The organism is Paenibacillus sp. Y951, from assembly GCF_056786395.1.
Genome location: NZ_JBXCIY010000011.1, coordinates 113,087 through 139,021 on the forward strand (window position 1 = coordinate 113,087; position 25,935 = coordinate 139,021).

Consider the following 25,935-nt stretch of genomic DNA (forward strand, 5'->3'; position numbering starts at 1 on the left):
ATAACGAAGTGTATGCTAACGTAGCTTACTCGACATCGAAGATGAAGCGAACTTGGAAAGTACGGCATATGCTTCCGATGTATGTTTCTTGCAGAAACATTGTAGGTTCGCATGTACCAATTACGTACATTTGCGCTTCCGCCTTTCTCAAGTAACGCTCCATCTTCTCGGTTCTGAAAGCCCATTTTTTGAACCTTCATTGGAATAGGTAGTCCAAAAAATGGACTTTGATAACGAAGTGTGTGCTAACGTGCCTTAGTTGACAACAAAGATGAAACTCCTTGATTGTTATCGTGCTTACGTACATTTCTTATACGTTGTGCTACTCACAAGATGAATTATTTACTTGCGCTGCTGTGTGAGTTATTTACAGTTAGTAACAAGCTTTGAAAGAGGGGAATGAGCGTGTCTACGATACTTATTGCCGAGGATGATCAAGAAATTGCTCAATTAGTAGCGATGCATATTGAGCATGAGGGACATAATACAATACTCGCATATGATGGACAGGCAGCTTTAGATATCATTATGTCACGACCCATTGATCTCATTATATTAGATATAATGATGCCACTACTAGATGGTCTGGAGCTAACGCGGAAAATAAGAGAGAAGTATAGTATGCCGATTATTTTTCTAAGTGCTAAAACATCCGATATGGACAAAATTACTGGACTTATTATGGGTGCTGATGATTATATGACCAAACCATTTAATCCGATGGAATTAGTAGCTAGAGTGAATGCGCAGCTTAGAAGATATACACAGCTTAACCAAAGCTTGACGGAAAAGGAATCCGAGTTGCTTATACAAGGCGGCTTACAAATCGATCCCTCTACAAGAATAGTTACGTTGTATGATCAAGTGATCGAGCTGACTCCCAAAGAGTTTGATATTTTGTATCTTTTAGCGCAGCATCCCAAAAAGGTGTTTAGCATAGAAAATATATTCGTTCAAGTTTGGGGGGAGTCGTATCAGGACGGTGCCAATACGGTAATGGTACATATTCGTACGCTTCGCAAAAAGCTTGGAAAAGACAAGGATCAATGGATAAAAACAATATGGGGAGTGGGGTATACGTTTAATGGGTAGAGCAATTAAAGGCTTTCGAACTAAAATGCTCTTATTATTCATGCTCAGTATTGCAACGTCGGCCATTATTACATATGGAATTTACCGGGGGATGCAATATTACTACCATAATTATGTATACGCTGAAGACACTATAGCATTGTGGCGAAAATGGATACTAAATGTTGGCGATGTGAACTTTTTCCTTATTGTTTTTATTCCGTTAGCTATTTTAATGTTCTATCTACTGACGATCCCGTATTCGGGCTATTTCAGATCTATATCCCGTGGTATTCATCATCTAGCCAATGGTGAATTTTCGGAGCAGGTTGTTATTGCGTCACGCGATGAATTTCAAATTATTGCTGAAGACATTAATCGTGCAGGAATGAAGCTTCAAGAAGCTGTAACGCGAGGTGATTTTGCCGAAAGTAGTAAAGATCAGCTTGTGCTCAATTTGGCTCATGATCTACGAACGCCACTTACTTCAGTTATCGGGTATTTGGAGTACATTTTACAGCATGAAGAGTTAGCGAAAGAAACATCAACGCATTATACGATGATCGCTTATACAAAGTCCAAGCGATTAGAAACACTTATTGAACAGTTGTTTGAAATTACTAGAATGAACTATGGTCATCTTTCATTAAAGCAAAAGCCGCTTGATCTCATTCAATTGCTTGTTCAGTTGACGGAGGAATTATATCCTATCTTCGAATCACATCAACTGGAGGCGAGATTAAGCTTACCATCAGTTGTTCAAATAAATGGCGATGGGGAACTACTCGCGCGTGTTTTTGAAAATTTGTTTACTAATGCAGCAAGGTATGGGCATGAAGGAAAATACGTCGATATTGAAGGGAATATACTTGATGATCATATTGAAATTATCGTGAAAAATTACGGTAGTTATATTCCTCAGGAAGAGCTCCCTTTTCTATTTGACATGTTCTATAGCGGGGATCGTGCTCGGACAGAGCAAGAAGGTAGTACTGGACTAGGTTTATATATTGCGAAAAACATTATCGAACAGCATGGCGGTACGATTAGCGTGCAAAGTGAGGTTACCGCTACACAATTTACAGTAATATTGCCCATAGGATTGGAAACTTAAGAAAAACTTAAGATTTCCCCATCTTTTTTATTAATATCCTTTCGTTATGATAGATGAACAATGTAATGAGAGGAAGCTAGAAATGAAGAAAGCAATCGTATTATCATGCGTAGCAGCAGTGCTAATCTATCTATTTGTTGGTTTCAAGGAACGTGGCGTGCAGCTTAAACCGTATAATAATAATGAATTACAACAAGATGGATATGAGCTTATGCCTGTAATTGAAGAAATGAAATATGCGGGGAATTTAATTCTCGTTAACAAAGACTATAAGCTACGCGATGAAGGCTTAGTTGATGATCTCGTCCTTGTTGTGAAAGAAGATCAATATACTAGCGGATATCGGCTTGATAATGACGATATTAAGCTATCAGAATTAGTCATTCGCAACTTTCAAAATATGGTTGACGATGCGAAAGAAGATGGAATAACAAATTTAATATTGAATAGTGGCTATCGAAATAAAGAGAAGCAAGCTTCGTTATATAATGAAATGGGTTCTCAATACGCTTTACCAGCGGGATATAGCGAGCATAATATCGGATTATCATTGGACATCGGTTCATTAGTAGGCAAGATAGAGGATGCACCTGAAGGGAAATGGCTAAGGGGAAATGCTGCTCGTTTTGGTTTTATATTACGCTATCCCGAGGATAAAGTCGATATTACGGGAATTGAATATGAGCCTTGGCATTTTCGTTATGTGGGAGTTCCACATAGTGTCATTATGCAAGACCGGCGTTGGGTGCTTGAAGAATATTTGCAATATGTAAGAGAAAATCATAATTTGCAAACAACAATTGCAGGGAAGAAATATTTGATTAACTATTATGAGTTTGAACAAGAGTTGCAGATTAAAGTTCCGACAAATAAAAGCTATACTATTTCAGGAGATAATAGCAATGGGATTATCGTGACGTTAGAGTTAGGAGGACAATAAAGGTGTTGCGAAAAATGCTGTTAGTTCCGCTTTTTATCATCAATTTATTCGTTTTATTGAAAATTATTTTATTCAAATTTGGTCCAGTGTCGCTGATGACTTTAATAGAGCAAGCAAAAAATACATACGAGCATCCAGACATCATTATTAATAGATGGAAATGGGCTAATCTTGTACCTTTCGATACGATAACACCAAGTCTTGGACTTCAACTAAGCATGTCACAATTTATGAATTTGTATGGCAACATTGCTATTTTTATCCCAACTGGTATTTTAATTAGTTTGATGGTGACGAAGCGATGGTCATTATCTATTCTCATATCTTTTGGAATTAGTTTAATGCTAGAAAGCCTACAATTAATACTAGCGATGGGCTCCTTCGACGTAGACGATCTTATTCTGAATACTGCTGGTGGTATGATAGGAGCGGGAATTGTAGTTATTGGTACGGCTATATTGAAAAGACTATTTCGCTTTAGAGTGGTTCAAGAAGTAAGCTAAGCTGTAGCGGAGAGAACTGATTGCTAGTGGAAAAACGCTAGCGTTCGTTTTTGTCCGCGGATTTATACCGCTATTCCTTATACAATAAATCCGAGGACAACGGCGATTGAAACAGCAATTAGTTCTCGGAGCGCCATATTATACACTAGATCACTTTACCAAATCATGGTACGATGTTTGCTAGCAATGCTACAAATATATGATTTGGAGATGAGAGACTAGTGAAAAAAAGTTTAGCTATTTTATTTTCATTTTTGCTAATTTTCACAATCGCTTTACCAGCTCAAGCAGCGAGTTCAACAAACGCAACGGTCTATTATAATGGAGAAAAATTATCATTAACGGAAGCTCCATTTATTGAAAAAGGTAAAACATACATACCATTGCGGAGCTATTTCGAAGAGCTAGGCTATAATGTATCCTATTCGGATAAACAGAAAACTATTATAGTTTCATATGAAGGTTTTAAATCTACTATTGATTTGAAAACAAATAAAGTTTCTGAATATGGCGAGGTTATCGTCGACAAGCTAGATGTTATTCAACGTAATTATACGACCTATGCCCCACTTAGAGAATTACAACCGATTACATTATTGAATATGGAATGGAAGAAAGAGAGTAACTCGATCTATTTAACGGATATGTATCCAACAACGGATGAAGATACGATAGAAGCTCAATTAGCTTCTCAAGGATTTTTATGGAAGACTGAACACAATGGAAATACTGTATATCTACTAGGCTCGATCCATGTTGGCGATGAAGCATTATATCCATTAAGAGCTGAAATTAATAAGGCATTCGCAGCATCAGATGTTGTGGTAACTGAAGTGGATACTAAGAAAGAGTTAACGAAAGAAGAAGAAGAAGCTATCGACAAATTGATATATTATGAAGATGGTACGACACTTAAAGATCATATATCTCCAGAAACATATGCGAAGATAGTTGTTTTGGCGAAAAAAGAAGGCTTTAATATGGAAGCCGTTGATCAGACGAAAGTTTGGCTCGTTAATATGATACTTGAAGATTTAATTCCGGAGGATGAGAAAATCAGTCCTGACTACGGTATTGATACTTATTTCTTAGAGTCAGCTCAAGACAGAAAAATACCTAATCTAGAATTAGAAACAGCTTATTTACAATACCAAATGTTAAGTAGCTTCTCTGACGAATATGAAGAAGAAGCATTGAAAAATACGCTTAAGATGATTCGATATGCTGAACTAGGCTATGATGTGAATAATGGTTCTGACTATCTCCTTAATATTTGGAAAGCGGGAGATATTGAGCCACTAGATAGTATGGCGGAATCATTGAAAAAGGAAGAGCTTGATTACTACAATGGTATGCTTGCTAAACGTAATAAAGGTATGGCAGATAAAGTTATAGGTTATTTGAACGGAACTGAGACGAAAACATATTTTGTCATTGCAGGTGCGCTTCATATGGCTGGCTCTGATAGTATTATTAAGCTACTAGAAGCGCAAGGCTACAAGGTTGAACGATTGTAGTTTAATTAAGTTGTAATTTCGCATAGAGTGCGTCTACGGATTGAATCGCATAGACAACATCGATCATTTTACCATTATGAATAAGGACGAGTGCTGGTATACTGCGTAGCTGCCATAATTCACGGAAATATGGTGTGTAATTAATATTTGCTTGATAAAGTGAATATGGAACGCCAACTGCTTGTACAATTTGTAGCATCGTTAAGGCTACTTTACATGTCCCGCAAAACGGTGATGTGAAAAGTATGGCGACTCGTCCGATTTCTATGGAAGCCATCTGGTGAAGCTGATCTTCAGTAAGTTCTGTAATGATTTGATTCATATGTATTCCCTCCATTGGAATAAGCATAATATTTTTTTGGGAAAAATGAAACCCTTATGAACAAAGGCTCGTATAGAAAGAGATAGGTCGTAAAATTTCATATGCATATACCTCCAAAGGGGAGTAGCTACTACAATAAAATCGTCATCACGAGAGAAATCTCCGGTTTTATTGGCAACGAATGCAATAATCGTTGTTTGCAAGACCTTTGCCTATTTTGGCAAAGGTTTTTTTTATGTGCTGAAAGGAAATTGACGCTTATTCAATAGTTAATAACAAATCTAGGAGGAATACGATGGATTGGTCAATTTTTTTTGAGTATGGTTCAGTTTTACTAATTCTAATTGCATTAGAAGGTTTATTAGCAGCAGATAATGCACTCGTACTTGCAATTATGGTAAAGCATTTACCAGAAGAAGAACGCAAAAAGGCATTGTTTTACGGGTTGTTTGGCGCATTAGTATTTAGATTTTTATCATTGTTTATTATTTCTTTCTTGGTGGATATCTGGCAGGTCCAAGCAATCGGAGCATTGTACTTACTCTTTATTGCACTCAACCATATACTAAGAAAATTATGGTTCCACGGAAAAAATTCAACGAAGCCTAAAAAAGAGAAAAAAGGAAGTGGCTTCTGGGTTACTGTATTAAAAGTAGAATTAGCAGATATTGCTTTTGCAATTGATTCGATATTGGCAGCCATTGCCCTTGCTGTATCTTTACCTGCTACGAATTTACCGAAAATAGGTGGTATGGATGGTGGTCATTTCATCGTCATATTCCTTGGTGGACTAGTCGGCGTAATTATTATGCGTTTCGCAGCAAATATGTTTGTTAAATTACTTGAAAGTCGTCCAGGTCTTGAAATTGCGGCATTCTGTATTGTTGGTTGGGTTGGTATTAAGCTTGCTGTTCATACATTGGCTCATGAGGCTGTTGGCGTAATCTCTCATGATTTTGCAGAATCAACGGGCTGGAAGTTAACATTCTATATCGTACTTATTGGAATCGCTGTGCTTGGTTGGATACTATCTAACAATAAGCATGCTAAAGGTGAAGGAACTAAGCAATCTGCTTAGTGCTTTAACAAGTAATTAATGGGTTCGTCCAATATTGAAAAAACACTCTACTCTTGCTAAAGTAATAAGCAAGAATAGAGTGTTTTTATGTTGGAGTAGCAATAGCTGTATCTTATTAAGGCTCAAACCAAAACCAGCGCTTGACGAAATATGAATGGACATACGGATGTGCCGAAGTAGCTCCATTTCACGCACTTTGACGCTACTTTTGGTATTGCTACGCCGCAAGTGGAGAATGAAGTGCAAAAATGATCTTCATTGTGTGCGGATGGTAATCAAGTGGGGAATAAAGCACAAACGAGCGGACACACAGGACACTAATTAGCTAAAAACCAACACTTTAGGATGTAAGAGGACTCACAGGACCCTATTGATCGTTTAATACTGAACATTCACTAGCAAACGAATGATTAAGGTCCTGTGAGTCCGCGTAAACTCAAAATGAGCGGAGAACGCAGAAATAAGGTCCTGTGAGTCCACTAGTATTACTAATGGGTTTGGGATGTACTGAGCTCAGCAACGAACGCCGCAGTAGCCCCATCCAGCGCATATTAAGGCTACTTTGGCTTTGTGATATACACGAGTACCAAGGGGCCAAAGCTATCTGAAAAATGATCAATCATGCCCATAACGTACCTGATGTCCGCTTACGTATACAAATTTAAACAGTCAAGCACTTATTATGAGGTTGAGCCCTTATTAATAAAAATAATAATTATTAGTATGAGGTGATGATATGAGTATCTATATAGGACTTGGTGGCTGGGGAGATCATGATTCACTATATGTTAAAGGTGCAAACAGTACAAATAAGCTAGCGTTATATAGTAATCACTATGAGGTAGTTGAAATCGATAGTACTTTTTATGCGATCCAATCAGTTGAACGGATGAGTCAATGGCTAGCTCAAACCCCACCTCATTTCAAATTTATAGTGAAGGCCTATCAAGGAATGACCGGACATCAAAGAGGAAGCGCTGGTAGTGCCTCCAAACGAGGGGAAATGTTCGCTTCGTTTATTGCAATGCTACAGCCTCTAATCGAGCAAAATCGGCTAGTCTGCGTCTTGTTTCAATTTCCACCATGGTTTGATTGCATGACTAAGCATGTGATGGTGCTTCGTTCAACGAAAAAGTTAATGGGCAACATTTCCTGTGCACTAGAATTTCGTCATCAAAGCTGGTTTAAGAATGAGATGCGCGAAAAGACGATTCAATTTATGAAGGATGAGCAGTGGATTCAGACTGTTTGTGATGAACCACAAGCCGGTGATGGTAGTGTTCCGATGATAGTAGAGTCAACTGATAAGAATGTAACGATGGTAAGATTACATGGTCGCAATGAAAGTGGTTGGAACGATACAGGAGACGAAAAGTGGCGTGAAGTAAGATATTTGTACAATTATAGCGAGCAGCAGTTAATGGAATGGTTACCGAGGCTAGAACAGTTGTCGCAAGGCAGTCAAGATGTCTATGTCATATTCAATAATAACTCAGGTGGACATGCTGCAGGTAATGCTAAGCAGCTTATGACGTTATTAGGGCAACAACGCCCTGACGGCCAGCAACCAATGGAGGCGGTAAGACAGGATGTTGAGCAGCTAGAACTATTTTAGCGGAAGTTCAAAGAGCGGACTTTGATAACGCTGACGTAGCGTATTCGGCGTCGCATCTGAAACGAACTTGGAAAGTACGGTTCGCATGTACCAATAACGTACATTTGCGCTTCCGCCTTTCTCAAGTAGCGTTTCACCTGCTCGGTTCTGAAAGCCCGCTTTTTGAACCTCTATTGAAAGCTTCGTGCAGAACATTGCTGGGTGTTGCTTTGTAGATTGTTCGATTGAACCTCTAATGGAAGCTTCGGGAGTTGACCGCTTGTGTACTCGTGCCGTACACGTTGCTGGGTTTCGCTTTGTTGCTTGATCGGCAGTGAAGCTGAAAGTCCACTTTTTGAAGCTTCATTTAAAGAGAAGGTTCAAGTTAATATTTCAAATTAAGCAAACTGCGCTCCGTAATAAACGTTGGTGTATTATATAGTAGTAGCACTTCGTCAAAATGTTCTTGTTCCATATAGGCTTTCATCGAGCCGTTATAATAACGTAGATCGACAACATGGATTTCACGAGCGTGGTTCACTAATAATGGAATTAAATTATGGGCATAAGAATCTTTAATGACAAGTAATTTGTCAATTTCAGGTTTCTTTGCTGATTGTTCATTGATCGGTTCATTCGTAATCGTCATTAGTGCATGAACCCCACCGAGATAATAGCTATACTGATCTTTGACTTCGAGGAAGCTATCATAGTACAACGAATCACTCTTTGATTCATCATCAGCAATAAACATATGTGAGCTAAACCATGGGTTAGTGAAAGCGACAAGCTCATCAGGCTGTGATCCCCAAAATTGTCCCTTTGTATCATAGCTGCCAAGGAAGCTAGTCGACATCGTTGTAGGCTGTAATTCATCCAAAGCAATAGGCTCGATGCCAAGGCTATTCATATATTCCACATAAGCGTAATAAGCACCATAGCTCGTCCAGTGATGATCGTTATGGAAATATAACATTTTTTCATCAGCGATATGAGGTTGAAGTGCTTCAATTCCATTAATGAAATTAATATCTGTGGATAAATGCGTTTGAATCGACTCATTCGTATACTGCTGAGAGAAAGAACTACTCCATTTCGGCAAATATTGTGGATACATTTCCACGGAAGTAGGTGCTAATAGCAAAGACATATGTGTATTAGTGAAACTAACTTGGAAATTGTTAATACTATCCACATATTTTTCCACATCTTCCCAAACAGGCTCTTTCATCGGTTCGAATAAGTAGCCATTATCCCCATGAATAATTCCGTTATTAACAGTCATTAGGCGAGCTTGTTCAGCGATTGATTTAACCATAAACCATTGCTGACGATATGGAAATTGGTCAGAAACATATTTCTCTGTATCTTCAGCAAACGATTTATCAATTAATGCGTCCCAGCTAAACGTCACATTGCTTTGTAGCGTTCGATTTTCAAACTGCGAAAAGCTACCCTTTGGCGAGACTAAAAATAATATCAATAACCCTCCAAGCATCGCCGTAAATCCAATAATATATAATTTAGCATTCCATTTGTTAGTCATCGTTGTAACTCCTTAAACTTTTCTTACTTGAAGTAAAGCGTACGCTAGCATACTCATCGCAACGCTATGAAACGAAACCGAGCAACGTGTACGGCATGAGTACATAAGCGGTCACCGATCGAAGCTTATAATGAAGGTTCAAAAAGCGGGCTTTCAGAACCGAGCAGGTGATGCGCTACTTGAGAAAGGCGGAAGCGCAAGTGTACATGATTGCGTACACGCGAACCGTACTTTCCAAGTTCGCTTCAGATGCGATGCCGAATAAGCTACGTTAGCCTATCCATCGTTATCAAAGCACGCTATTTGAACTTCCTCTAAAAGCGGAAGTATAGAAAAGGGTTGAAGCTCGCGTCTACCAAATACGCAATCGATATGAATAGCAAGAGCATATGAATTGCCCAGACAACAACCTGCCCACTAGTCGCTTGCGTAAATCGATTCCATAGCTTAATTTTTGGTGAAATCGATACGATAACGAGTATCGCTAATAATACAATATAATTTCGAAGCTGGAATAATAACTCATTGCTAATCCATACTGAGCTTTCATGCATGCCAAGCATTGACATTATATATTGCCCCATCGCTGTCATATCTTCGAACACGAACAGTACCCAGCCACAAAGAATTAAAATGATCGCATAACTATGCTGTAGCCAGCGAGGAATGCGAGTTAACCATTTTAATAGGAATAGCTTTTCACAAATTAAGACGATACCGAAATAAATACCCCATAAAGCAAAATTCCAGCTTGCTCCATGCCAAATTCCAGTAAGTGCCCATACAATCATTATATTGCGAAGCTGCTTCCACAGCCCTTGCCGATTGCCACCGAGTGGAATGTATACATAATCCCTGAACCAGCTACTAAGTGAAATATGCCATCTCCGCCAAAAGTCTGTAATACTTCTAGCTAGATAAGGTAAATTAAAGTTTTCATTGAAGCGGAAGCCAAACATAAGCCCAAGTCCAATTGCCATATCCGAGTAACCGCTGAAATCGAAGTAAATCTGGAAGGCGAATGCAATGATACCGAGCCAAGCTAACCATATCGATATGGCATCCGTTGGCTGCGACTGGATATGATCCCAAAGTAAACCAATATTATTGGCAAGCAGTACCTTTTTGGCAAGCCCACGAATAAAACGTTGTATACCTTCGGCAAATTGGGCTTCGTTGAATTTACGATTTTGTAATTGTGCCGCAATGGTACTGTACTGAACAATTGGTCCAGCAACTAACTGCGGGAAGAGTGCAATATAGGTTGCGAACGGAACCCAACGCTGCTGCGGCTGGACTTTACGTCGATACACATCAATTATGTATGAGATCGATTGAAAGGTGTAGAAGGATATCCCGATCGGCAACGGTAGATCAAGCTCGGCAATATTGGTGCCTAGTACATTGTTCACATTTTCAATAAGGAAGCCTGCATATTTGAAAAATAATAGAACAGCTAAGTTAATCGTAATGGATACAATGAGCAACATTTTGCGTGAACGCTCACCTCGCTGCGTATTTCCAATCCATTTACCAAGCCAAAAATCAGTTGTCGTTGATACTAACAAAAGGACTATGTAAATCGGTTCACCCCATGCGTAGAAAATAAAGGAGCTAATAAGCAAAATCCAATTGCGAAACTTGGGTGGACAAATGTAATAAAGAAGTAGAACGGTTGGAAGAAAGAACACAATAAATAATAAACTGCTAAAAACCATATGTAGTCACCTGTTATGTTAGAATAGTATTGAGTTATATGAATCAAACGACAGAAGCAAGCATAATGTTGCAATAATGCGATCTTGAAATTATTACCTTTCACGATTACTTGCAATTGAATAAAAAGTCATTAAACAAATTGAACATTCATTTTTCGGTCAAACGATGGTAAAATGCTAGTACAATAGCTTATGCATTCACATAAGAAGCAATGAATAGACTATTGCTTCCGATGCAAGTTTTTATAGCGAGGAAGTAGTTCATTGAGGCAATAAAAATTTTTAGGAGGTACGATAATGGAGTACATTAGTACAAGAGGTAACGTTGGTAGTATTGGTTTTGTCGATGCATTCATGATGGGGCTTGCTAATGATGGTGGCTTACTAATTCCGAAGGAAATCCCAACTTTCTCTGAAGAAACATTACAGGCTTGGAGTAAGCTAAGCTATACAGAGCTAGTGCTTGAAATATTCTCGCATTTCACAAATGATGAAATTCCGGCAGATGATTTGAAGGAATTAGTAACGGCAAGTTACAGCACATTCCGTCATCCAGAAGTAACACCAGTGAAAAAGCTCTCTGATGAGTTATATTTATTGGAGTTATTCCATGGTCCTACATTTGCATTTAAAGATATTGCATTACAATTCATGGGACAGTTCTATTCCTATGTAGCGAAAAAACAAGGTGTCCAAATCCATATTCTGGGTGCAACATCAGGTGATACTGGTGCTTCTGCTATTGAAGGCGTGCGTGGTAAAGATGGCATCAAAATATGTATTCTTCATCCGCATGGTAAAGTAAGTAAAGTTCAAGAATTGCAAATGACGACGGTAAAAGAAGATAATGTATTGAATCTTTCTGTAGATGGTAATTTTGATGATTGCCAAGGAATTATTAAAGAATTGTTTGCTGATCTTGATTTTAAAGCTAAAAACAAACTTGCTGCAATCAATTCGATTAACATTGTCCGTATCCTTGCACAGACTGTATACTACTTCTATGCATATTTCCAAGTTTCCAAAGAAGCCGGTTCAGTTAAAGTGAACTTTAGTGTGCCAACGGGTAACTTCGGCGATATTTTTGCGGGATATTTAGCTAAACGAATGGGACTACCTATTAATAAATTGATTTTGGCAACTAATGAAAATAATATTCTTGAGCGTTTTATTAACGAAGGAGTATATATGCCAGGTGATTTCCGTATGACATACAGTCCGTCTATGGATATTCAAGTAGCAAGTAACTTCGAGCGCTACTTATATTATGTGCTCGGTGAAGATGCTGAGCTTATTACTTCAATTATGGAGCAATTTAAAGTTGAAGGTGAAATATCGATTTCTCCAGAAGCACTTGCTAAAGTTCAAGCTGAATTTGCGGCATATGGTGTTCAAGGTCAAGAATGTCTTACTACGATTTCAGATTACAAAGAATCGACGAATTATTTGCTAGATCCTCATAGTGCATGTGGTGTTGCTGCTGCCAATCAATGTGCTGCTAAAGGTGAAATTACGATTTCTCTTGCTACTGCCCATCCTGCTAAATTCAATGAAGCCATTGAATTATGTGGAATTGAGCAAGAGTACCCAGAGCAGATTCAAGCGCTATTCAATCAATCGCAACGCCAAACTCGTATTGCGGGTGACAAAGCGGCGATTGCTACTACGATTGAGCAATTTTATCGTGCGTAATTAGTATAAATATGAATAAGCTATTGTCTTGCATCGTGTACCTATGCAGGGCTTTAGCTTTTTTAATATTGTGCAAAATATTATCACACAAAAACAGGGAAAATAATCATAGTAAAGTACTAGGAATAATGCGGAAAAGATAGTATAATATATTTTAGATGCTTGTAAGTCAGAATGCACTTATAATATTAGAATAACTAATTATGCTTCGGATGTATTTTTCAATTACATATGAAGAATATCGAGAAGACAATGAAAAATTAGGTTTATGCTTCCGATGTATTTTTCAATTACATATGAAGAATATCGAGAAGACAATGAAAAATTGAAGGAGTTAAAAAAACTATGTCAAAAACTTTAATTTTCGGTCACAAAAATCCTGATACGGATACTATTACTTCAGCATTAGTATATGCTGACTTGAAAACTAAGCTAGGTGCAGACGTTGAAGCTGTTCGTCTAGGCGATGTTAACGGTGAAACTCAATATGCATTGGACTATTTCGGAGTTGAAGCTCCTCGTTATGTAGCAACTGTTGCTAATGAAGTAAGTGAAGTTATTCTTGTTGACCACAATGAGCGTCAACAAAGTGCTGATGATATCGATCAAGTACGTGTTGTTGAAGTTATCGATCATCACCGTATTGCTAACTTTGAGACTAGTGCTCCTCTATATTTCCGTGCTGAGCCAGTAGGCTGCACAGCAACTATTCTTAATAAGCTTCACAAAGAAAATGGTGTAGCCGTAACGAAAGAAGTGGCTGGTCTAATGCTTTCAGCTATCATTTCTGATTCGCTACTATTCAAATCACCAACTTGCACAGAGCAAGATGTTGCAGCAGCTAATGAGCTTGCAGCTATCGCTGGTGTTGACCCACAAGTATATGGTCTTGAGATGCTTAAAGCAGGTGCAGACCTAAGTGATAAAACAATTGAACAATTAATTTCCCTAGATGCTAAAGAGTTCTCTATGGGTAACTATAAAGTAGAAATCGCACAAGTTAATGCTGTAGATACGAACGATGTTCTATCTCGCCAAGCTGAGCTTGAGCCAGCTCTTCAAGCAATTATCGAAGCAAAAGGTCTTGATCTATTTTTACTAGTTACAACTGATATTCTTAACAATGATTCCGTTGCACTAGCACTAGGTAAGCAAGCTTCTGCTGTAGAAAAAGCTTATAACGTAACACTTGATAACAACACTGCACTATTGAAAGGTGTCGTATCTCGTAAATCTCAAATCGTTCCAGTATTAACTGAAACATTGAATGCACTTTAAGATTCGGGAAAAATAGGCGTTTGTGACGATTATCGTCTCTAGCCATTATAAAAAGGAGCAGTTCTCGATTATCGAGAACTGCTCCTTTTACAATAAAGTATTGTATTATTAGTTGTTTATCATCAAAATTATAATTTCAGTTTGAACTTTTTCTTCGTTAACGGATATAGCCAACGTACGCCAGCGGGTGTCAGCATGTCAGCGATAATATGTGAAAGATAACCTAGCGCAGCTGTTAAGCCTAGTCCGTCTACTGCTAACTGTTGCTCTAACCCATATCCCATTAGTCCCCATAAAGGTATAATCCATATTGTATGAGTTAGTCCACGATGTTTGAGCCAAGGAGCAATAACAGTAAATAGACCGAGCCCAATGAGCCAATACCAGCTTTCCGAAATTCCGTAAACTCCAAGTGCTGCACCGATAATACTTACCAATGCATTTCGCATAGCGCTGCGATTAACGATTAATCCGATAAGTATAGCTGCAACAGATGCACCGATCCATAATGGCGAGAAGGCAGAAGTGGATAGCCATAAGTAAAGTGAAAAAGCTAACCCTGCGATACCACCGATTAGTGTAAACTGATGAAGATTCCGACTTATCTTTGTTAATTTCCTTGTTAAAATACTTGGGCCATCAAGATCAGCAGCTAGTGCCGAAAAGCTTGCTACCCCGATATATGCGACAACAGAGTCTAATTGCTGGGCAGGTGAAAAGTACAAAGTACAAGCTGCTCCAATCGAAGCTCCGATCGCCAAATGTGTTTTACCGTTCATGAAACCTCCTGCTGTGAAATCTAGTTGAAGTTGTAGCTTTAGCTAGTGTGACGCTGGGATGACCAATTGTTGTTCGAGCGATGCTAGTGTGACGCTACGATGACCAATCGTCGTTGTCCTCGGATTTATCGTAATGGTACAAGCAGAATAAATTCGAGGACAAAAACGACCGCTATCGCTTTTCCACGAACGATTAGTTCTTTCCGCTCCGTAGCATTACATCGTGATCACAAGCGGGCTTTGTTGACCTGCTCGTTGCGTATCATTTGTTCAATCTTCTCAATCAACTCTTGCTGCATCGCTTGCTTTTTCTTGCGATTGAACCAACTCCAGCGTGTCTTGCTCTTCAATAATTGCAGTAAAAATTGCTTTTCTTGAAGTGTAAACATGGTAATACTCCTTTCAAGACCTACATTTCCTCGATTGTTAGCTTTCAATTCGATGTGGATTAAGCTTCCTGCGTCACTTCGTTATCAAAGTCTGCTAATTGAACTTCCGCTTAAAATAAAGGTTCAAAACATTCGCTTGTCAGCACCAAGAAGATGCCCCACAGCGGAAACGAGTAGCACAGCGTACGTATTGTGTACGTGAGCACACGCAGGCTTTCGATGGGGGAACATATTCGATGTCGATTAAGCTACGTTAGCAAATACATCGTGATCACAAGTGGATGTTTTGAACTTCCTCTACTAATAGTAACACATCGTACCCTTCTAACTCGATCCGACCACCGATCATTTCATTCGTTAGCAGATTGAGTTTCTGCTCATCAAGCTGGATTGACATGGACTGCTCACTGAATACTGAGCCATAATACCAAGCAAACCCTTTACCATAACGATGTCGCGTTAGAACCTTATATAATTTGCTCATAACGATATCCCCTTCTTATTGAATGATTATAATGAAAAATAATAGTGATAGTAACTGATTTAATTAGTATGATTGTAGCTAGCTTAGTAGCTCATTACAAGTTTTCATTTGCCGTTTTGAGATACTAGATATAGAATGAATGAATATCGATAGAAGAGGAGCAACTAGAGTATGTGGTTAATGTATGCATTATTTGCCGCTCTTGCCTTTGGTTTACGCGGCGTATTGTATCATAAGACGAGTACATTACAGCTTGATAGAAATCTAATGTTATGTGGTGTATTTGCTTCAGGCGTCATTATTAATGGAGTAATAATTTTAGTAACTGGTGCAGAGTGGTCAGCATCATCCATGGTTGGTATACAAATGGGGCTATTCTCATTTGCTGCTAGTGCATGTATGTACAAGGCGTTTGCAGTAGGCAAAGCGTCAATAGTAGCAATACTTTCATCTTTGCAGTCAGTTGTTGTCGTTGCTGTTGCTTATCTACTTTGGGATGAAAGATTACATGCGATGCAGTTATTAGCGTTTCTTGTATTAATTATCGGTGTAGTAACGATTCGTTACTCTTCTGAGATCTCACTCTCAAATATGCAGGGAGCACAATGGGCACTATTAACGATGTTATTTTTCGCTGGAAATGACCTCTCTGGCAAATGGTCAACGATGCTTCAAGCAGAGCGATTTCCAACAATGTTTATCATGTTTGCAACTGGAACAGTATGCTTCGGCGTATGGTGGCTTATCGAACAGCGAGGGAAAGCAGCGCAAGTAGCAATTAGCGCAGCAAAGCAAACGGTGAAACGATACAGTAATCGTTCAACGTTTGGGATCGGTTTGGCAGTAGGGATCACGAATGCGGTTGGTATGATATTTATTTTACAATCATTCGAAATAGGTAAGACAGGGCTTGTATCGGCTGTTATCGCATTGAATGTTGTCATTATTCTACTCTATACTAGATTTGTTGTAAAAGAGCCATTAACTAAGTTTGAGGTTATTGGCATGATTCTTGCGATTTGTGGAATATTACTCATTCATTTATTTAAATGATATAACTGCTAACTTATCATTAGCAAGGTAGTTCATCAAGAAGTAAACAAAAAGTTTTTAGATTATGCTTACGAAGTAACTTTTCGTCAGCAATGAAGTGCATCAAGAAGTAAACAAAAAGTTTGGCTTATGCTTACGAAGTTACTTTTTATTTCAGGGGAGTACATCAAGTAGATTATAAAAAGTTTTAGGAGGAAATAAAATGAGTTTAAACCATACAAAAGTGATAGAAGTGCAGAATATTACAGCTTACAATAAGGAAGCGCTAGCTATCCGCCAACCACAGCATGAGGTAAGTCCACTGTTCATTAATCGTTGGTCTACACGTGCGTTTGAGCCTTATGAAATTACTGAGGAAGAAATCAATACAATTCTTGAAGCAGCGAGCTATGCACCATCTGCGAATAATTTTCAACCATGGCGTTTCTTTGTAGCTACAACTGAAGCTCAAAAAGCTTTATTCGAGCAATTTATTATGCCTCGTAATGCGGTGTGGTCACAGAAAGCTTCTGCTTATATTTTACTTGCAGGAGATACATCTTTACCTGAAGGCAAAACAAATAATAATCAGGCATTTGATTCGGGAGCAGCTTGGGCTTCTATCGCATTTCAAGCGAAAATGATCGGGCTATCTACTAGAGCGATGGGTGGCTATGATCGCGAAAAGGCGAAACAATTGTTAGCAATGCCTGAGAATTTCGTTCCCCATGTTGTTATCGCAATTGGTAAGCCAGGCACGATTGATCTACTTGATGAGTCATTCCATAAGGTAAATGCTCCTACTCCAAGAAAATCATTAGACGAATTGATTATGTCGTATAGTGTAGAATAGGAATACCACTAGGATGAGTATATTCCTTCACATTTTATTGAACAATGTAATGCCGATGATGATTATGGTTGTTATCGGTATTACACTTGAGAAAATCTTTCATCTAGATATTAAGACGCTTTCCAAGCTGAATTTTTATTTGTTCTCACCAGCAATCATTTTTTCTCTAATATATGAAACATCTATTTCAGCTAGCGTTATGGGGAATGTATTACTGTTTTTTGTGATCTTTATGGTTCTACAGTTTATCGTCGTTGAAATCGTCGTACGACTTCGGGGTTATAGTCCAACGATGAAAAGTGCGATGAAAAATAGTGTGCTATTTTATAATAGTGCTAATTATGGAGTGCCGCTGAATCAGCTCGCGTTTGCTGGAAACAAGGAAACGTTAGGTATTCAAGTCATTATTATGATGATGCAGTCGCTTATTCCGAATACATATGGCGTTTACAGTGTTAATTCACATAAAGCTAATATGAAGGAAATATGGAAGACGATTCTTTCTATGCCTGTCATCTATGCTATCCCGCTCGCATTTATAATGAGAGGATTTGCAATTCCGATTCCAGCTCCGATCCAAACACCAATCGATTACATTACGGATGCCTTTATTGGTATGGCGCTATTAACGCTTGGTGTTCAGCTTGGTCAGATGAAGTGGAAAATATCAAAATCACTTGCCATCGATGTATCGATCGCAGGCGTACTACGCTTAATTGGTGGCCCAGTATTAGCGTGGTTGGTTGTTACTGTGATGAACCTTGATCCTTTAACATCTGCGGCATTAATCGTTTCATCAGCAGTACCTACTTCGTTAAGTAGTGTATTACTTGCAGTTGAGTTCGATAACGAGAAGGAATTTGCATCACAAGCAGTATTCATTTCCACATTAATAAGTATACTTACCGTTACTGCAGTTATTTTTATGCTTAATATTACGGTATGAAGAGCTTTAAATATTCTTCATGCATTGAAATAATAAATAATAATTGATTGTAATAATGAAATAGCCAGCGACAGTCGATCTACATATTGACTTTCGTTGGCTATTTCTAATTTTTTTTTTGTAAAATAGAAGCGTCCGCCAATAAAATATTCAATGATAAATGTTAGTGGATATGGTAGCATTGTTACTAACAAAACTAATTATATGGGGGATTATTATGAATTTAGAATTGACGGGTCAAACGGCATTAGTTACTGGAGCAACTGGTGATTTGGGTAGAGTAATTGTGAAAACATTAGCGGCATGCGGTGCAAATGTTGTTATTCATTATCATTCAAATGAACAAAAAGCGATTGAGCTGCGTGAAGAAGTGAAGCAGCTAGGCCAGAAAGCGATGATTATTAAAGGCAATATTACACGAGAAGCAGATATTCAAGCCATGTATAAGGCAGCGACAGATGAGATGGGGGATATACATATTGTTGTAGCTAATGCCGTGATTCAATATGAGTGGACGTCTATATTAGAGCAAAATGCAGCAGATTTTCAAGGACAATTCGATTCCTGCGTTATGCAAAGTGTATTACTTGCCAAATCATTCATACCTGGCATGATCGAGCGTGGCTCTGGTCGCTTTATAGGTATTAATTCGGAATGCTCGATGCAAAATGCGCCTACGCAATCTGCATATGTTGCCGGAAAACGTGGGATGGATGGTGTATATCGCGTATTGGCGAAAGAGGTAGGGGAGCATCAAATTACAGTTAACCAGATTGCTCCAGGCTGGACGATAAGTGCGCGTGATCGTGAAGCGGGTACAGAAGTCAATGTTGGATATAGCAGTACAGTTCCATTACGTAGACGCGGTACGGATCAAGAAGTTGCCAATGCTGTCGCATTTCTTGCCTCTGATCTTGCTAGCTTCATTACGGGTGCGTTCATTCCTGTTAATGGCGGAAATGTAATGCCTACGATCTAATCTAATTGAGAGACCAATGGAGCTTATGCTTCCGATATTACTTTTCAACTCAAGGAGCATAGCTAGACGATATGAAAAGTTTTAGGAGGGTATAACGATGAGATCGAAGCTTCGTATTGGTGATATGAAGATGGATCGTAAACTATTACTCTCGTTCATATTACTTGTTACGATTCCTCTATCTGTGGTGGGCTACAATTCATCCTCGAAATATGCAACGTCAATAGAGGAAAAAACGATAGCATACTCCATTAAAATGCAAGAGAGTATGATGGTTCGTGTGGATGATTATATAGAGGATATGAAAAGTATATCCTCTATTCCTGCCTATATTGATGACATTAAAAGTAATCTTATTCGCTCGAATGGATATTATGCCGAGCGACAATCCTCAGAAGTTACTACATCATTACCGAATAATTTTGATCAACTATTGTCCATTCAACGTGGAATAGAAGGTCAGCTTTCATTCATCAATACGATTAAGAGGGGAGCTAATTCCGTCTACTTATTCGATGAATTCGGTAATAGTTATTACGCTATCGTCTCAGGTGGTATACGTAATGATCTGGAGAATAGCTATCATTATTGGTTGAATGAAGCGGAATTATCACGGGGCGAAGCGGTACTACTTAGAACGCAAAAGTATACAAGTAACTTACAATCGGAAAGGTATGCATTTTCTGTTGTTCGTAAGATTGTAGATGATTCCTTATCGGTGATTGGTTTAATTGCAATCGATGCAGATATTAGCATTATTGAAGATCAGACTAGCGAACTAGATCAAGTGACAAAGGGAGCTTCATTAATTATAGATAAGCAAGGTAATGTTATCTTCGATAGTGAGAAGAAGTGGATTGCTAGTAATATGAGCGACCATGATATTGTAAATCATGCATTGAATAAGAAGGGGAGTTTCTATCTAGAGAAGGATGGTATTCAATATCTTCATATGTATGTAACTTCGGCCAGTACTGGGTGGAAGGTTATTACTTCTATTCCAGTTACTGAACTTACGAAGGACACTATCATTGTTAAACGGATTATCTGGATTACGACAGCAGTTGCAGTACTTATTTCTATTGTTGTAGCAATTATTTTATCATTTGCAATTACTAGACCATTACGTACAATGTCTAGACTTATGAAAAGTGTACAAGAGGGTAATTTCAACGTGAAATTCCCTGTGAAATATCATGATGAGGTCGGTATGCTAGGCAGCCAGTTTAATCGCATGATTGTAAGACTGGATCAACTTATTCAACATATTTATGAAATGGAAACGAAGAAAAAGAAAGCAGAATTACAAGCATTACAAAATCAGATTAATCCTCATTTTATGTACAATACACTTGAGTCGATACGAATGAGCGCGGAAATGAATGATGATAGTACAACGGCAGATATGATCGCTATACTTGGTAAATTATTACGCTATAGTATTAGTAATCTGAATGATGAGACGAATATTGAAGAGGAAATGAACCACGTTCAACATTATATTGAGTTATTAAATTATCGTTATCCAGATCGTTTCCAACTTGAAATTGATGTCGATCGTAGCGTAATGCAATATAGAATGATTAGATTATTATTACAGCCTATTATTGAGAATGCTATATATCATGGGTTAGATGATGCTAAAGGTAATATGCATCTTAAGATTCGCTCGACTGTGAAATATCCAATGCTTATGATACATATTGTCGATGATGGGATTGGAATCGAGAGAAGTAAACTTGCCAAGTTGAATAGTGGATTACGAGACGGGTTTGTTGATGAAACGAAATACGGCATTGGAGGTATTGGCTTGAAAAATGTGAATGAACGCATCAAGCTTCAGTACGGCCAACAATATGGAATACGTGTAGATAGTCAGCCTGGTATAGGAACAGAAGTCATTCTACAACTTCCGCTAGGGAAGGGGAAAGTGATTGGTGAAGAGAGCGATATGTAGCTTCCTTATAACGTTGATATGTGTTATCCAACTAACTTCGTGTAGTAATAATACTGTTGAACCGAATCCATCAATAGACATAGAGCAAGATCAGCTACAGGAAATGAATGAAGATATCGTATTAACGATACTAACGAATCGAGTAGATTTAATCGAAAATGGTGGATTCCAGAAGTACGCGGAAGAGTTCGAGCTAGAACATCCACAAGTAACGATACAATTCGAAGGATTAACGAACTATGTATCTGATATATCGGTCCGCTTATCGACACAAAATTTTGGCGATGTATTGTTAATCCCGAATCATTTGAAAAATGAAGTATTGCCTAACTACTTTACTCCTTTACCAGACGAGATGTTTCAAAATATTCGTTTTTCTGATTATAAAACTTACGACGGCGAACGTTATGGCATAGCAGCAGGCGCAGCATCAACAGGAATTGTGTACAATAAAGAGGCATTTAAGGCCGCTGGCATCACTAGCATACCTACAACATTAGATGAATTTTATGAGACTTGTCATAAATTGAAAAGGGCAGGTATAACTCCAATTTATTTGAACTATGGGGCGCAGTGGCCACTTATGAATTGGGGAGAAGAGCTTGTTAGTATTATGAAGGGCGATGCCGCTTATTTGAATGATATGATCGGATTAGATGAGCCATGGCAAGTAGATAATGAATGGGGACAAGCGATTACGATCGTTAAGACATTAATTGAGAATGATTATGTTGAAAAATCATTAATATCTAATCAATGGGAAGCATCCAAGCTAGAGCTTGCTGCAGGTAGAGCGGGGATGTACTTTATGGGTAATTGGGTTATTAATCAATTAATTGCACTTGGTGCAGATCCAAAAACTATTGGGTTTTTCCCTTTTCCTTATTCTAATGAGAAGCCGTTATATTCGCCTTTGAATCCCGATTGGTTCGTTGGTGTTAGTAAGTACAGTGAACATACAGACATTGCGATAGAATGGATTGAGTATTTCATCCATGAGTCAGGGTTTGTTGATGATTCCGGATTTCTCCCTGTTGATACGACCAAATTTCCAACACTACCACAATTTCAAGAATTTGAATCGTATGGTAGTATTCCTGTAGAGCGGATGATTCCAAGTGATCGGTTACTCGAACTTGCTTCAACAGCACAAATTACATTATGGTCTGGGTCTTACATTCAAGAATGGATAGCTGCGCCTAGTCTTCAAGAAGTATTTGAACAGTATAATAAGCGATGGACAGAAGCACGTACCATCATCACACATTAGTAAGGTGGAAAATATAGATGTCTAAAAAAATCACAATGCAACAAATTGCCAATTACTTAGGAGTATCCAAATTCGTAGTTTCTAAAGCATTATCGGGGAAGGCTGGGGTTAGTGACCATACGAAGGAAAGAGTCATTGAAGCTGCTTCTCAATTAGGTTATTTCTCACAAAAAAATGCATATATGAAACCGAATAGAGTAGAATCTAATGTCCGTTCACAAGCATCAAGCAAGCAATCAGTTCTTGTATTAATGCCTAATATTCGGTTTCAAACGAAAGAGTCACTTTATTGGGGACGAATCTTAGATGGTGTATCAGCAGAGTTAGAACAACGTGGAATAGGAATGGTTATTTTATCAGAACAAAGTATCGATCATTTTACACAATTTATTAATCTTGATGGAATATTGGGGATTATTGGTATTGGCGAAATATCATCTACGATGCTTCTAGAGATACACCGACTTGGAGTGACGATGGTACTGGTCGATCATGAGGATTATTTGATTCCTGCGGATAGTATTTTCGTAGATAATTATGAAGCAACGTATCGATTAACGAAGCAACTTATTGGAACGGGGCATAATGAGATCGCATTCGTTGGTAATACGCAATTTTCACGAAGCTTTTACGACCGATTTCTAGGTTATCGGGCTGCGATGGAGGAGCAATTATATAGACAGCAAAAAAACGATGGAGAAAATATTACGTTTCTTTCCTATAGCTCTTGTATTGACCATAGCTTTCTCGAAATTGAAGGTTTCGAATCCGAACAATTTGCTCAGCAGTTGAAGCAATGGATTACGAGGCAAAAAGTAATGCCTACTGCAATTGTTTGCGGTAATGATGCCATCGCGCTTGGTGCAGTGCAGATGTTGCAAGGATTAGGTATAAAGGTGCCAGAGCACATATCCGTCTCCGGCTTCGATAATATTGAAGATTCCTATCGTCTGTCCCCTGCTTTAACTACGGTACATGTACCAAAGGAGACGTTAGGGAAGAAAGCAGTGGAACGGTTACTTAATCGACTTGCAACTCCAGATGAGCCAATCGTTAAAATATTAATAAAAAGCGAATTAATATACCGAGACTCAACAGCTGCAAGAGAATAGTTATTCAATGTTGCTGGAAAGGATAAATCCGAAGCGGGTATTGAAAAATATATCAGAGGAAATACCAGAATATATTGATATGGTTAAGGAGATTCCACTCCATCTGAAGCAGCTAGCTCGTATGGTGAGCAACGGCAAACTAAGAATAGATTTGGAATCCCGTCAAGTAACTATGTTACTGGAAAAGCTTGATCGAATAAGTAATCGTCTAGCTTTCAGTATTGTAATATCTGGGCTGATTATCGTTATCAATTAACTAGTTTTCGGAAGAATAGCAGAACTCATATTCTTGTTGGATTTATCAGTTTGACGATGATGCATGAAGTAATAGATGAATAAACTAATTAGAGCAAGTACACCAGCACTGAAATACATGACACGATAATTCGAATGAGTTGCAATAACTCCCATTAAGTAAGATCCTACTCCATATCCAGCATCGAACAGTAAGAAGAACGTCGCAGTAGCGAGTCCACGTCGCTCGGCAGGAACAGATTGAATAGCAATCGTTTGAAAACAAGGTAAGATTGCTCCGTAGCCTAATCCCATAATGACTGCTGATAGTAGAAGTACAGTGCTAGATGTTTCCTGACTAAGAATGATCATTCCACCAGCGAAGCAGATTAGACCAGGGTACGCTAGAAAGTTTTCACCTAATCGATCAAACATTTTCCCTATAAATGGTCTAGAAATAATAATCGTCAATGCAAACACGATAAAAAATAATCCTGCAGAGTTTTCTTGATCTAATTCCTTAGTATAAGAAGTAATGTACAGAGTAAGCGAGCTATAGGAGATGGCAAGAATAAAGCCCACTAATGAGATAGGAAGTGCATTTTTATCGATTAAGTTTTTGAATGACATTTTTTCTTGTTTGATGGATTGCTGTGGTATTTCATTAGGTTTCACGATAAGCGTACAAACCAGTGCGAGTACTGAAATGATCGCACTTAATGTGAATAGCGTATTTGCACTTTGATATTTATTCCATACCATAATACCAAGTGCTGGGCCGACGACCATAGCAACACTCATAAACATACTAAAGTATCCAATACCTTCACCTTTACGAGATTCAGGAATAATATCAGTAGCTAATGCACTAGTTGATGTCGCAGCTACTCCATAGCTACCTCCATGAATAATACGAATAATAAATAACAATGCAATGCTGGCTACTCCGAAATAAAAAATAGAGGAAAGTAGAAATATAGATAGTGCTATAATTGAAACTTTCTTTTTGCCGAATCGGTCAGACCATCTTCCAGAGAATAGACGTAAAATAACACAGCCTACAGCCCATAGTGTGATGACAAGTCCCATTTGTTGTTGGTTACCATGCAAATATTCGCTCACATACAATGGTAATGCTGTAGCAAGTACATAAAAGTTTAACGCTACCCGAAAGAATTCTCCATCCTCAAAAATTAATGAAGGGCTGATAAGCCCAATTTTAGGTGGGAGATGAATTTCGGCTTGGCGATAGACAAAAAGATTTTGCTTTACATTTTCGGATCAGATATAATCAGTCTTATAAAGATTAAAGGGTGTTATATCAATGAAGTTAGAAAGTAATAATCATTCAGTATTCTTATTATATTACCATCTTGTTTTAGTTGTGAGTTTTGATTAAAAAAGACTTTCCACAAGTGAAAAGACAGCTTTGGAAAGATGGTCAAGAAGTTTTTGTTTAGTTACGACGGGTGGTTCAACCATAGACGTAGTGAAAAAATATATCGAAAGTCAAGGTGAAAAGTGAGG

At 38.3% G+C, this 25,935-nt stretch carries 27 protein-coding genes and 1 pseudogene; 19 read left to right on the plus strand and 9 right to left on the minus strand.

The window, feature by feature from the left end; genetic code table 11:
* Nucleotides 1-25: 25 nt before the first annotated feature.
* Nucleotides 26-151, minus strand: a complete 126-nt coding sequence (locus AC1TPB_RS16265) for a hypothetical protein (protein WP_482077466.1) — start codon at nt 149-151, stop codon at nt 26-28.
* A 248-nt stretch (nt 152-399) separates the two neighbouring features.
* On the opposite strand from AC1TPB_RS16265, the gene AC1TPB_RS16270 reads away from it, so the two are divergent.
* The 5 genes from AC1TPB_RS16270 (at nt 400) to AC1TPB_RS16290 (ending at nt 5,145) form a co-directional block, all read left to right on the plus strand.
* Nucleotides 400-1,092: a response regulator transcription factor gene (locus AC1TPB_RS16270; protein WP_482077467.1), complete on the plus strand. Its 693-nt coding sequence runs from the start codon at nt 400-402 to the stop codon at nt 1,090-1,092.
* Nucleotides 1,085-2,185 carry a sensor histidine kinase gene (locus tag AC1TPB_RS16275; protein ID WP_482077468.1) on the plus strand — a complete coding sequence of 367 codons (1,101 nt, stop codon included), beginning with the start codon at nt 1,085-1,087 and terminating at the stop codon, nt 2,183-2,185. Before AC1TPB_RS16270 ends, AC1TPB_RS16275 begins: the two co-directional genes overlap by 8 nt.
* Before the next feature lie 82 nt (nt 2,186-2,267).
* Nucleotides 2,268-3,125, plus strand: coding sequence for a M15 family metallopeptidase (locus AC1TPB_RS16280; protein WP_482077469.1), 858 nt, complete (start codon nt 2,268-2,270; stop codon nt 3,123-3,125).
* A 2-nt stretch (nt 3,126-3,127) separates the two neighbouring features.
* Nucleotides 3,128-3,628: a VanZ family protein gene (locus tag AC1TPB_RS16285; protein ID WP_482077470.1), complete on the plus strand. Its 501-nt coding sequence runs from the start codon at nt 3,128-3,130 to the stop codon at nt 3,626-3,628.
* Nucleotides 3,629-3,849: 221 nt separating this feature from the next.
* Nucleotides 3,850-5,145, plus strand: a complete 1,296-nt coding sequence (locus AC1TPB_RS16290; protein WP_482077471.1) for a TraB/GumN family protein — start codon at nt 3,850-3,852, stop codon at nt 5,143-5,145.
* Nucleotide 5,146: 1 nt separating this feature from the next.
* Here the strand turns inward: AC1TPB_RS16290 and AC1TPB_RS16295 are convergent, their stop codons facing one another.
* Entirely contained in the window at nt 5,147-5,467 is a 321-nt protein-coding gene (locus AC1TPB_RS16295) for a thioredoxin family protein (RefSeq protein ID WP_482077472.1), read from the minus strand.
* 295 nt (nt 5,468-5,762) lie between these two features.
* Here AC1TPB_RS16295 and AC1TPB_RS16300 point away from each other — a divergent pair, with 295 nt between their 5' ends.
* Together AC1TPB_RS16300 and AC1TPB_RS16305 are read left to right on the plus strand one after the other, a co-directional pair.
* Complete coding sequence (locus tag AC1TPB_RS16300; protein ID WP_482062339.1) at nt 5,763-6,545, plus strand: TerC family protein; 783 nt, start codon at nt 5,763-5,765, stop codon at nt 6,543-6,545.
* Between the two features lie 736 nt (nt 6,546-7,281).
* Nucleotides 7,282-8,160, plus strand: coding sequence for a DUF72 domain-containing protein (locus AC1TPB_RS16305; RefSeq protein ID WP_482077473.1), 879 nt, complete (start codon nt 7,282-7,284; stop codon nt 8,158-8,160).
* On the opposite strand, the gene AC1TPB_RS16310 is transcribed toward AC1TPB_RS16305, so the two are convergent.
* A complete protein-coding gene (locus AC1TPB_RS16310; RefSeq protein WP_482077474.1) occupies nt 8,152-8,355 on the minus strand; it encodes a hypothetical protein in 204 nt (67 codons plus the stop codon). The genes AC1TPB_RS16305 and AC1TPB_RS16310 overlap by 9 nt on opposite strands.
* Before the next feature lie 169 nt (nt 8,356-8,524).
* Nucleotides 8,525-9,685, minus strand: a complete 1,161-nt coding sequence (locus AC1TPB_RS16315) for a DHHW family protein (protein WP_482077475.1) — start codon at nt 9,683-9,685, stop codon at nt 8,525-8,527.
* Nucleotides 9,686-9,815: 130 nt separating this feature from the next.
* On the opposite strand from AC1TPB_RS16315, the gene AC1TPB_RS16320 reads away from it, so the two are divergent.
* A complete protein-coding gene (locus AC1TPB_RS16320; RefSeq protein WP_482077476.1) occupies nt 9,816-9,950 on the plus strand; it encodes a hypothetical protein in 135 nt (44 codons plus the stop codon).
* Nucleotides 9,951-9,999: 49 nt separating this feature from the next.
* On the opposite strand, the gene AC1TPB_RS16325 is transcribed toward AC1TPB_RS16320, so the two are convergent.
* Nucleotides 10,000-11,403 carry an MBOAT family O-acyltransferase gene (locus tag AC1TPB_RS16325; RefSeq protein ID WP_482077477.1) on the minus strand — a complete coding sequence of 468 codons (1,404 nt, stop codon included), beginning with the start codon at nt 11,401-11,403 and terminating at the stop codon, nt 10,000-10,002.
* Between the two features lie 297 nt (nt 11,404-11,700).
* On the opposite strand from AC1TPB_RS16325, the gene thrC reads away from it, so the two are divergent.
* A complete protein-coding gene (gene thrC, locus AC1TPB_RS16330; protein ID WP_482077478.1) occupies nt 11,701-13,095 on the plus strand; it encodes a threonine synthase in 1,395 nt (464 codons plus the stop codon).
* Nucleotides 13,096-13,440: 345 nt separating this feature from the next.
* On the plus strand, nt 13,441-14,373 hold the full coding sequence (locus AC1TPB_RS16335) for a manganese-dependent inorganic pyrophosphatase (protein WP_482077479.1): 933 nt from the start codon (nt 13,441-13,443) through the stop codon (nt 14,371-14,373).
* A 128-nt stretch (nt 14,374-14,501) separates the two neighbouring features.
* On the opposite strand, the gene AC1TPB_RS16340 is transcribed toward AC1TPB_RS16335, so the two are convergent.
* The 3 genes from AC1TPB_RS16340 to AC1TPB_RS16350 all read right to left on the minus strand — a co-directional run bounded on the left by AC1TPB_RS16340 (nt 14,502) and on the right by AC1TPB_RS16350 (nt 16,025).
* Nucleotides 14,502-15,152 (minus strand): metal-dependent hydrolase, encoded by a 651-nt coding sequence (locus AC1TPB_RS16340; protein ID WP_482077480.1) that lies wholly within the window; start codon nt 15,150-15,152, stop codon nt 14,502-14,504.
* Nucleotides 15,153-15,379: 227 nt separating this feature from the next.
* Nucleotides 15,380-15,541, minus strand: a complete 162-nt coding sequence (locus AC1TPB_RS16345; RefSeq protein ID WP_482062346.1) for a hypothetical protein — start codon at nt 15,539-15,541, stop codon at nt 15,380-15,382.
* A gap of 271 nt (nt 15,542-15,812) precedes the next feature.
* The gene (locus tag AC1TPB_RS16350) at nt 15,813-16,025 is read right to left on the minus strand and encodes a hypothetical protein (protein WP_482077481.1); all 213 of its coding nucleotides are present in this window, start codon (nt 16,023-16,025) and stop codon (nt 15,813-15,815) included.
* Between the two features lie 171 nt (nt 16,026-16,196).
* Between AC1TPB_RS16350 and AC1TPB_RS16355 the strand changes: the two genes are divergently transcribed.
* The 8 genes from AC1TPB_RS16355 to AC1TPB_RS16390 all read left to right on the plus strand — a co-directional run bounded on the left by AC1TPB_RS16355 (nt 16,197) and on the right by AC1TPB_RS16390 (nt 24,430).
* A complete protein-coding gene (locus AC1TPB_RS16355) occupies nt 16,197-17,078 on the plus strand; it encodes an EamA family transporter (protein WP_482062348.1) in 882 nt (293 codons plus the stop codon).
* 202 nt (nt 17,079-17,280) lie between these two features.
* Complete coding sequence (locus tag AC1TPB_RS16360; RefSeq protein ID WP_482077482.1) at nt 17,281-17,910, plus strand: nitroreductase family protein; 630 nt, start codon at nt 17,281-17,283, stop codon at nt 17,908-17,910.
* Between the two features lie 13 nt (nt 17,911-17,923).
* On the plus strand, nt 17,924-18,856 hold the full coding sequence (locus AC1TPB_RS16365; protein WP_482077483.1) for an AEC family transporter: 933 nt from the start codon (nt 17,924-17,926) through the stop codon (nt 18,854-18,856).
* 217 nt (nt 18,857-19,073) lie between these two features.
* Complete coding sequence (locus AC1TPB_RS16370) at nt 19,074-19,835, plus strand: SDR family NAD(P)-dependent oxidoreductase (RefSeq protein WP_482077484.1); 762 nt, start codon at nt 19,074-19,076, stop codon at nt 19,833-19,835.
* A gap of 97 nt (nt 19,836-19,932) precedes the next feature.
* The gene (locus AC1TPB_RS16375) at nt 19,933-21,792 is read left to right on the plus strand and encodes a sensor histidine kinase (RefSeq protein WP_482077485.1); all 1,860 of its coding nucleotides are present in this window, start codon (nt 19,933-19,935) and stop codon (nt 21,790-21,792) included.
* On the plus strand, nt 21,773-23,062 hold the full coding sequence (locus tag AC1TPB_RS16380) for an ABC transporter substrate-binding protein (protein ID WP_482077486.1): 1,290 nt from the start codon (nt 21,773-21,775) through the stop codon (nt 23,060-23,062). The genes AC1TPB_RS16375 and AC1TPB_RS16380 overlap by 20 nt, the downstream gene beginning before the upstream one ends.
* Before the next feature lie 17 nt (nt 23,063-23,079).
* A complete protein-coding gene (locus tag AC1TPB_RS16385; protein WP_482077487.1) occupies nt 23,080-24,174 on the plus strand; it encodes a LacI family DNA-binding transcriptional regulator in 1,095 nt (364 codons plus the stop codon).
* A 7-nt stretch (nt 24,175-24,181) separates the two neighbouring features.
* A complete protein-coding gene (locus AC1TPB_RS16390) occupies nt 24,182-24,430 on the plus strand; it encodes a hypothetical protein (protein ID WP_482077488.1) in 249 nt (82 codons plus the stop codon).
* Here the strand turns inward: AC1TPB_RS16390 and AC1TPB_RS16395 are convergent.
* Nucleotides 24,427-25,644 carry an MFS transporter gene (locus tag AC1TPB_RS16395; RefSeq protein WP_482077514.1) on the minus strand — a complete coding sequence of 406 codons (1,218 nt, stop codon included), beginning with the start codon at nt 25,642-25,644 and terminating at the stop codon, nt 24,427-24,429. The genes AC1TPB_RS16390 and AC1TPB_RS16395 overlap by 4 nt on opposite strands.
* A gap of 88 nt (nt 25,645-25,732) precedes the next feature.
* Between AC1TPB_RS16395 and AC1TPB_RS16400 the strand changes: the two are divergent.
* Nucleotides 25,733-25,933: pseudogene (locus tag AC1TPB_RS16400) on the plus strand (transposase).
* The last annotated feature ends 2 nt before the right edge of the window (nt 25,934-25,935 follow it).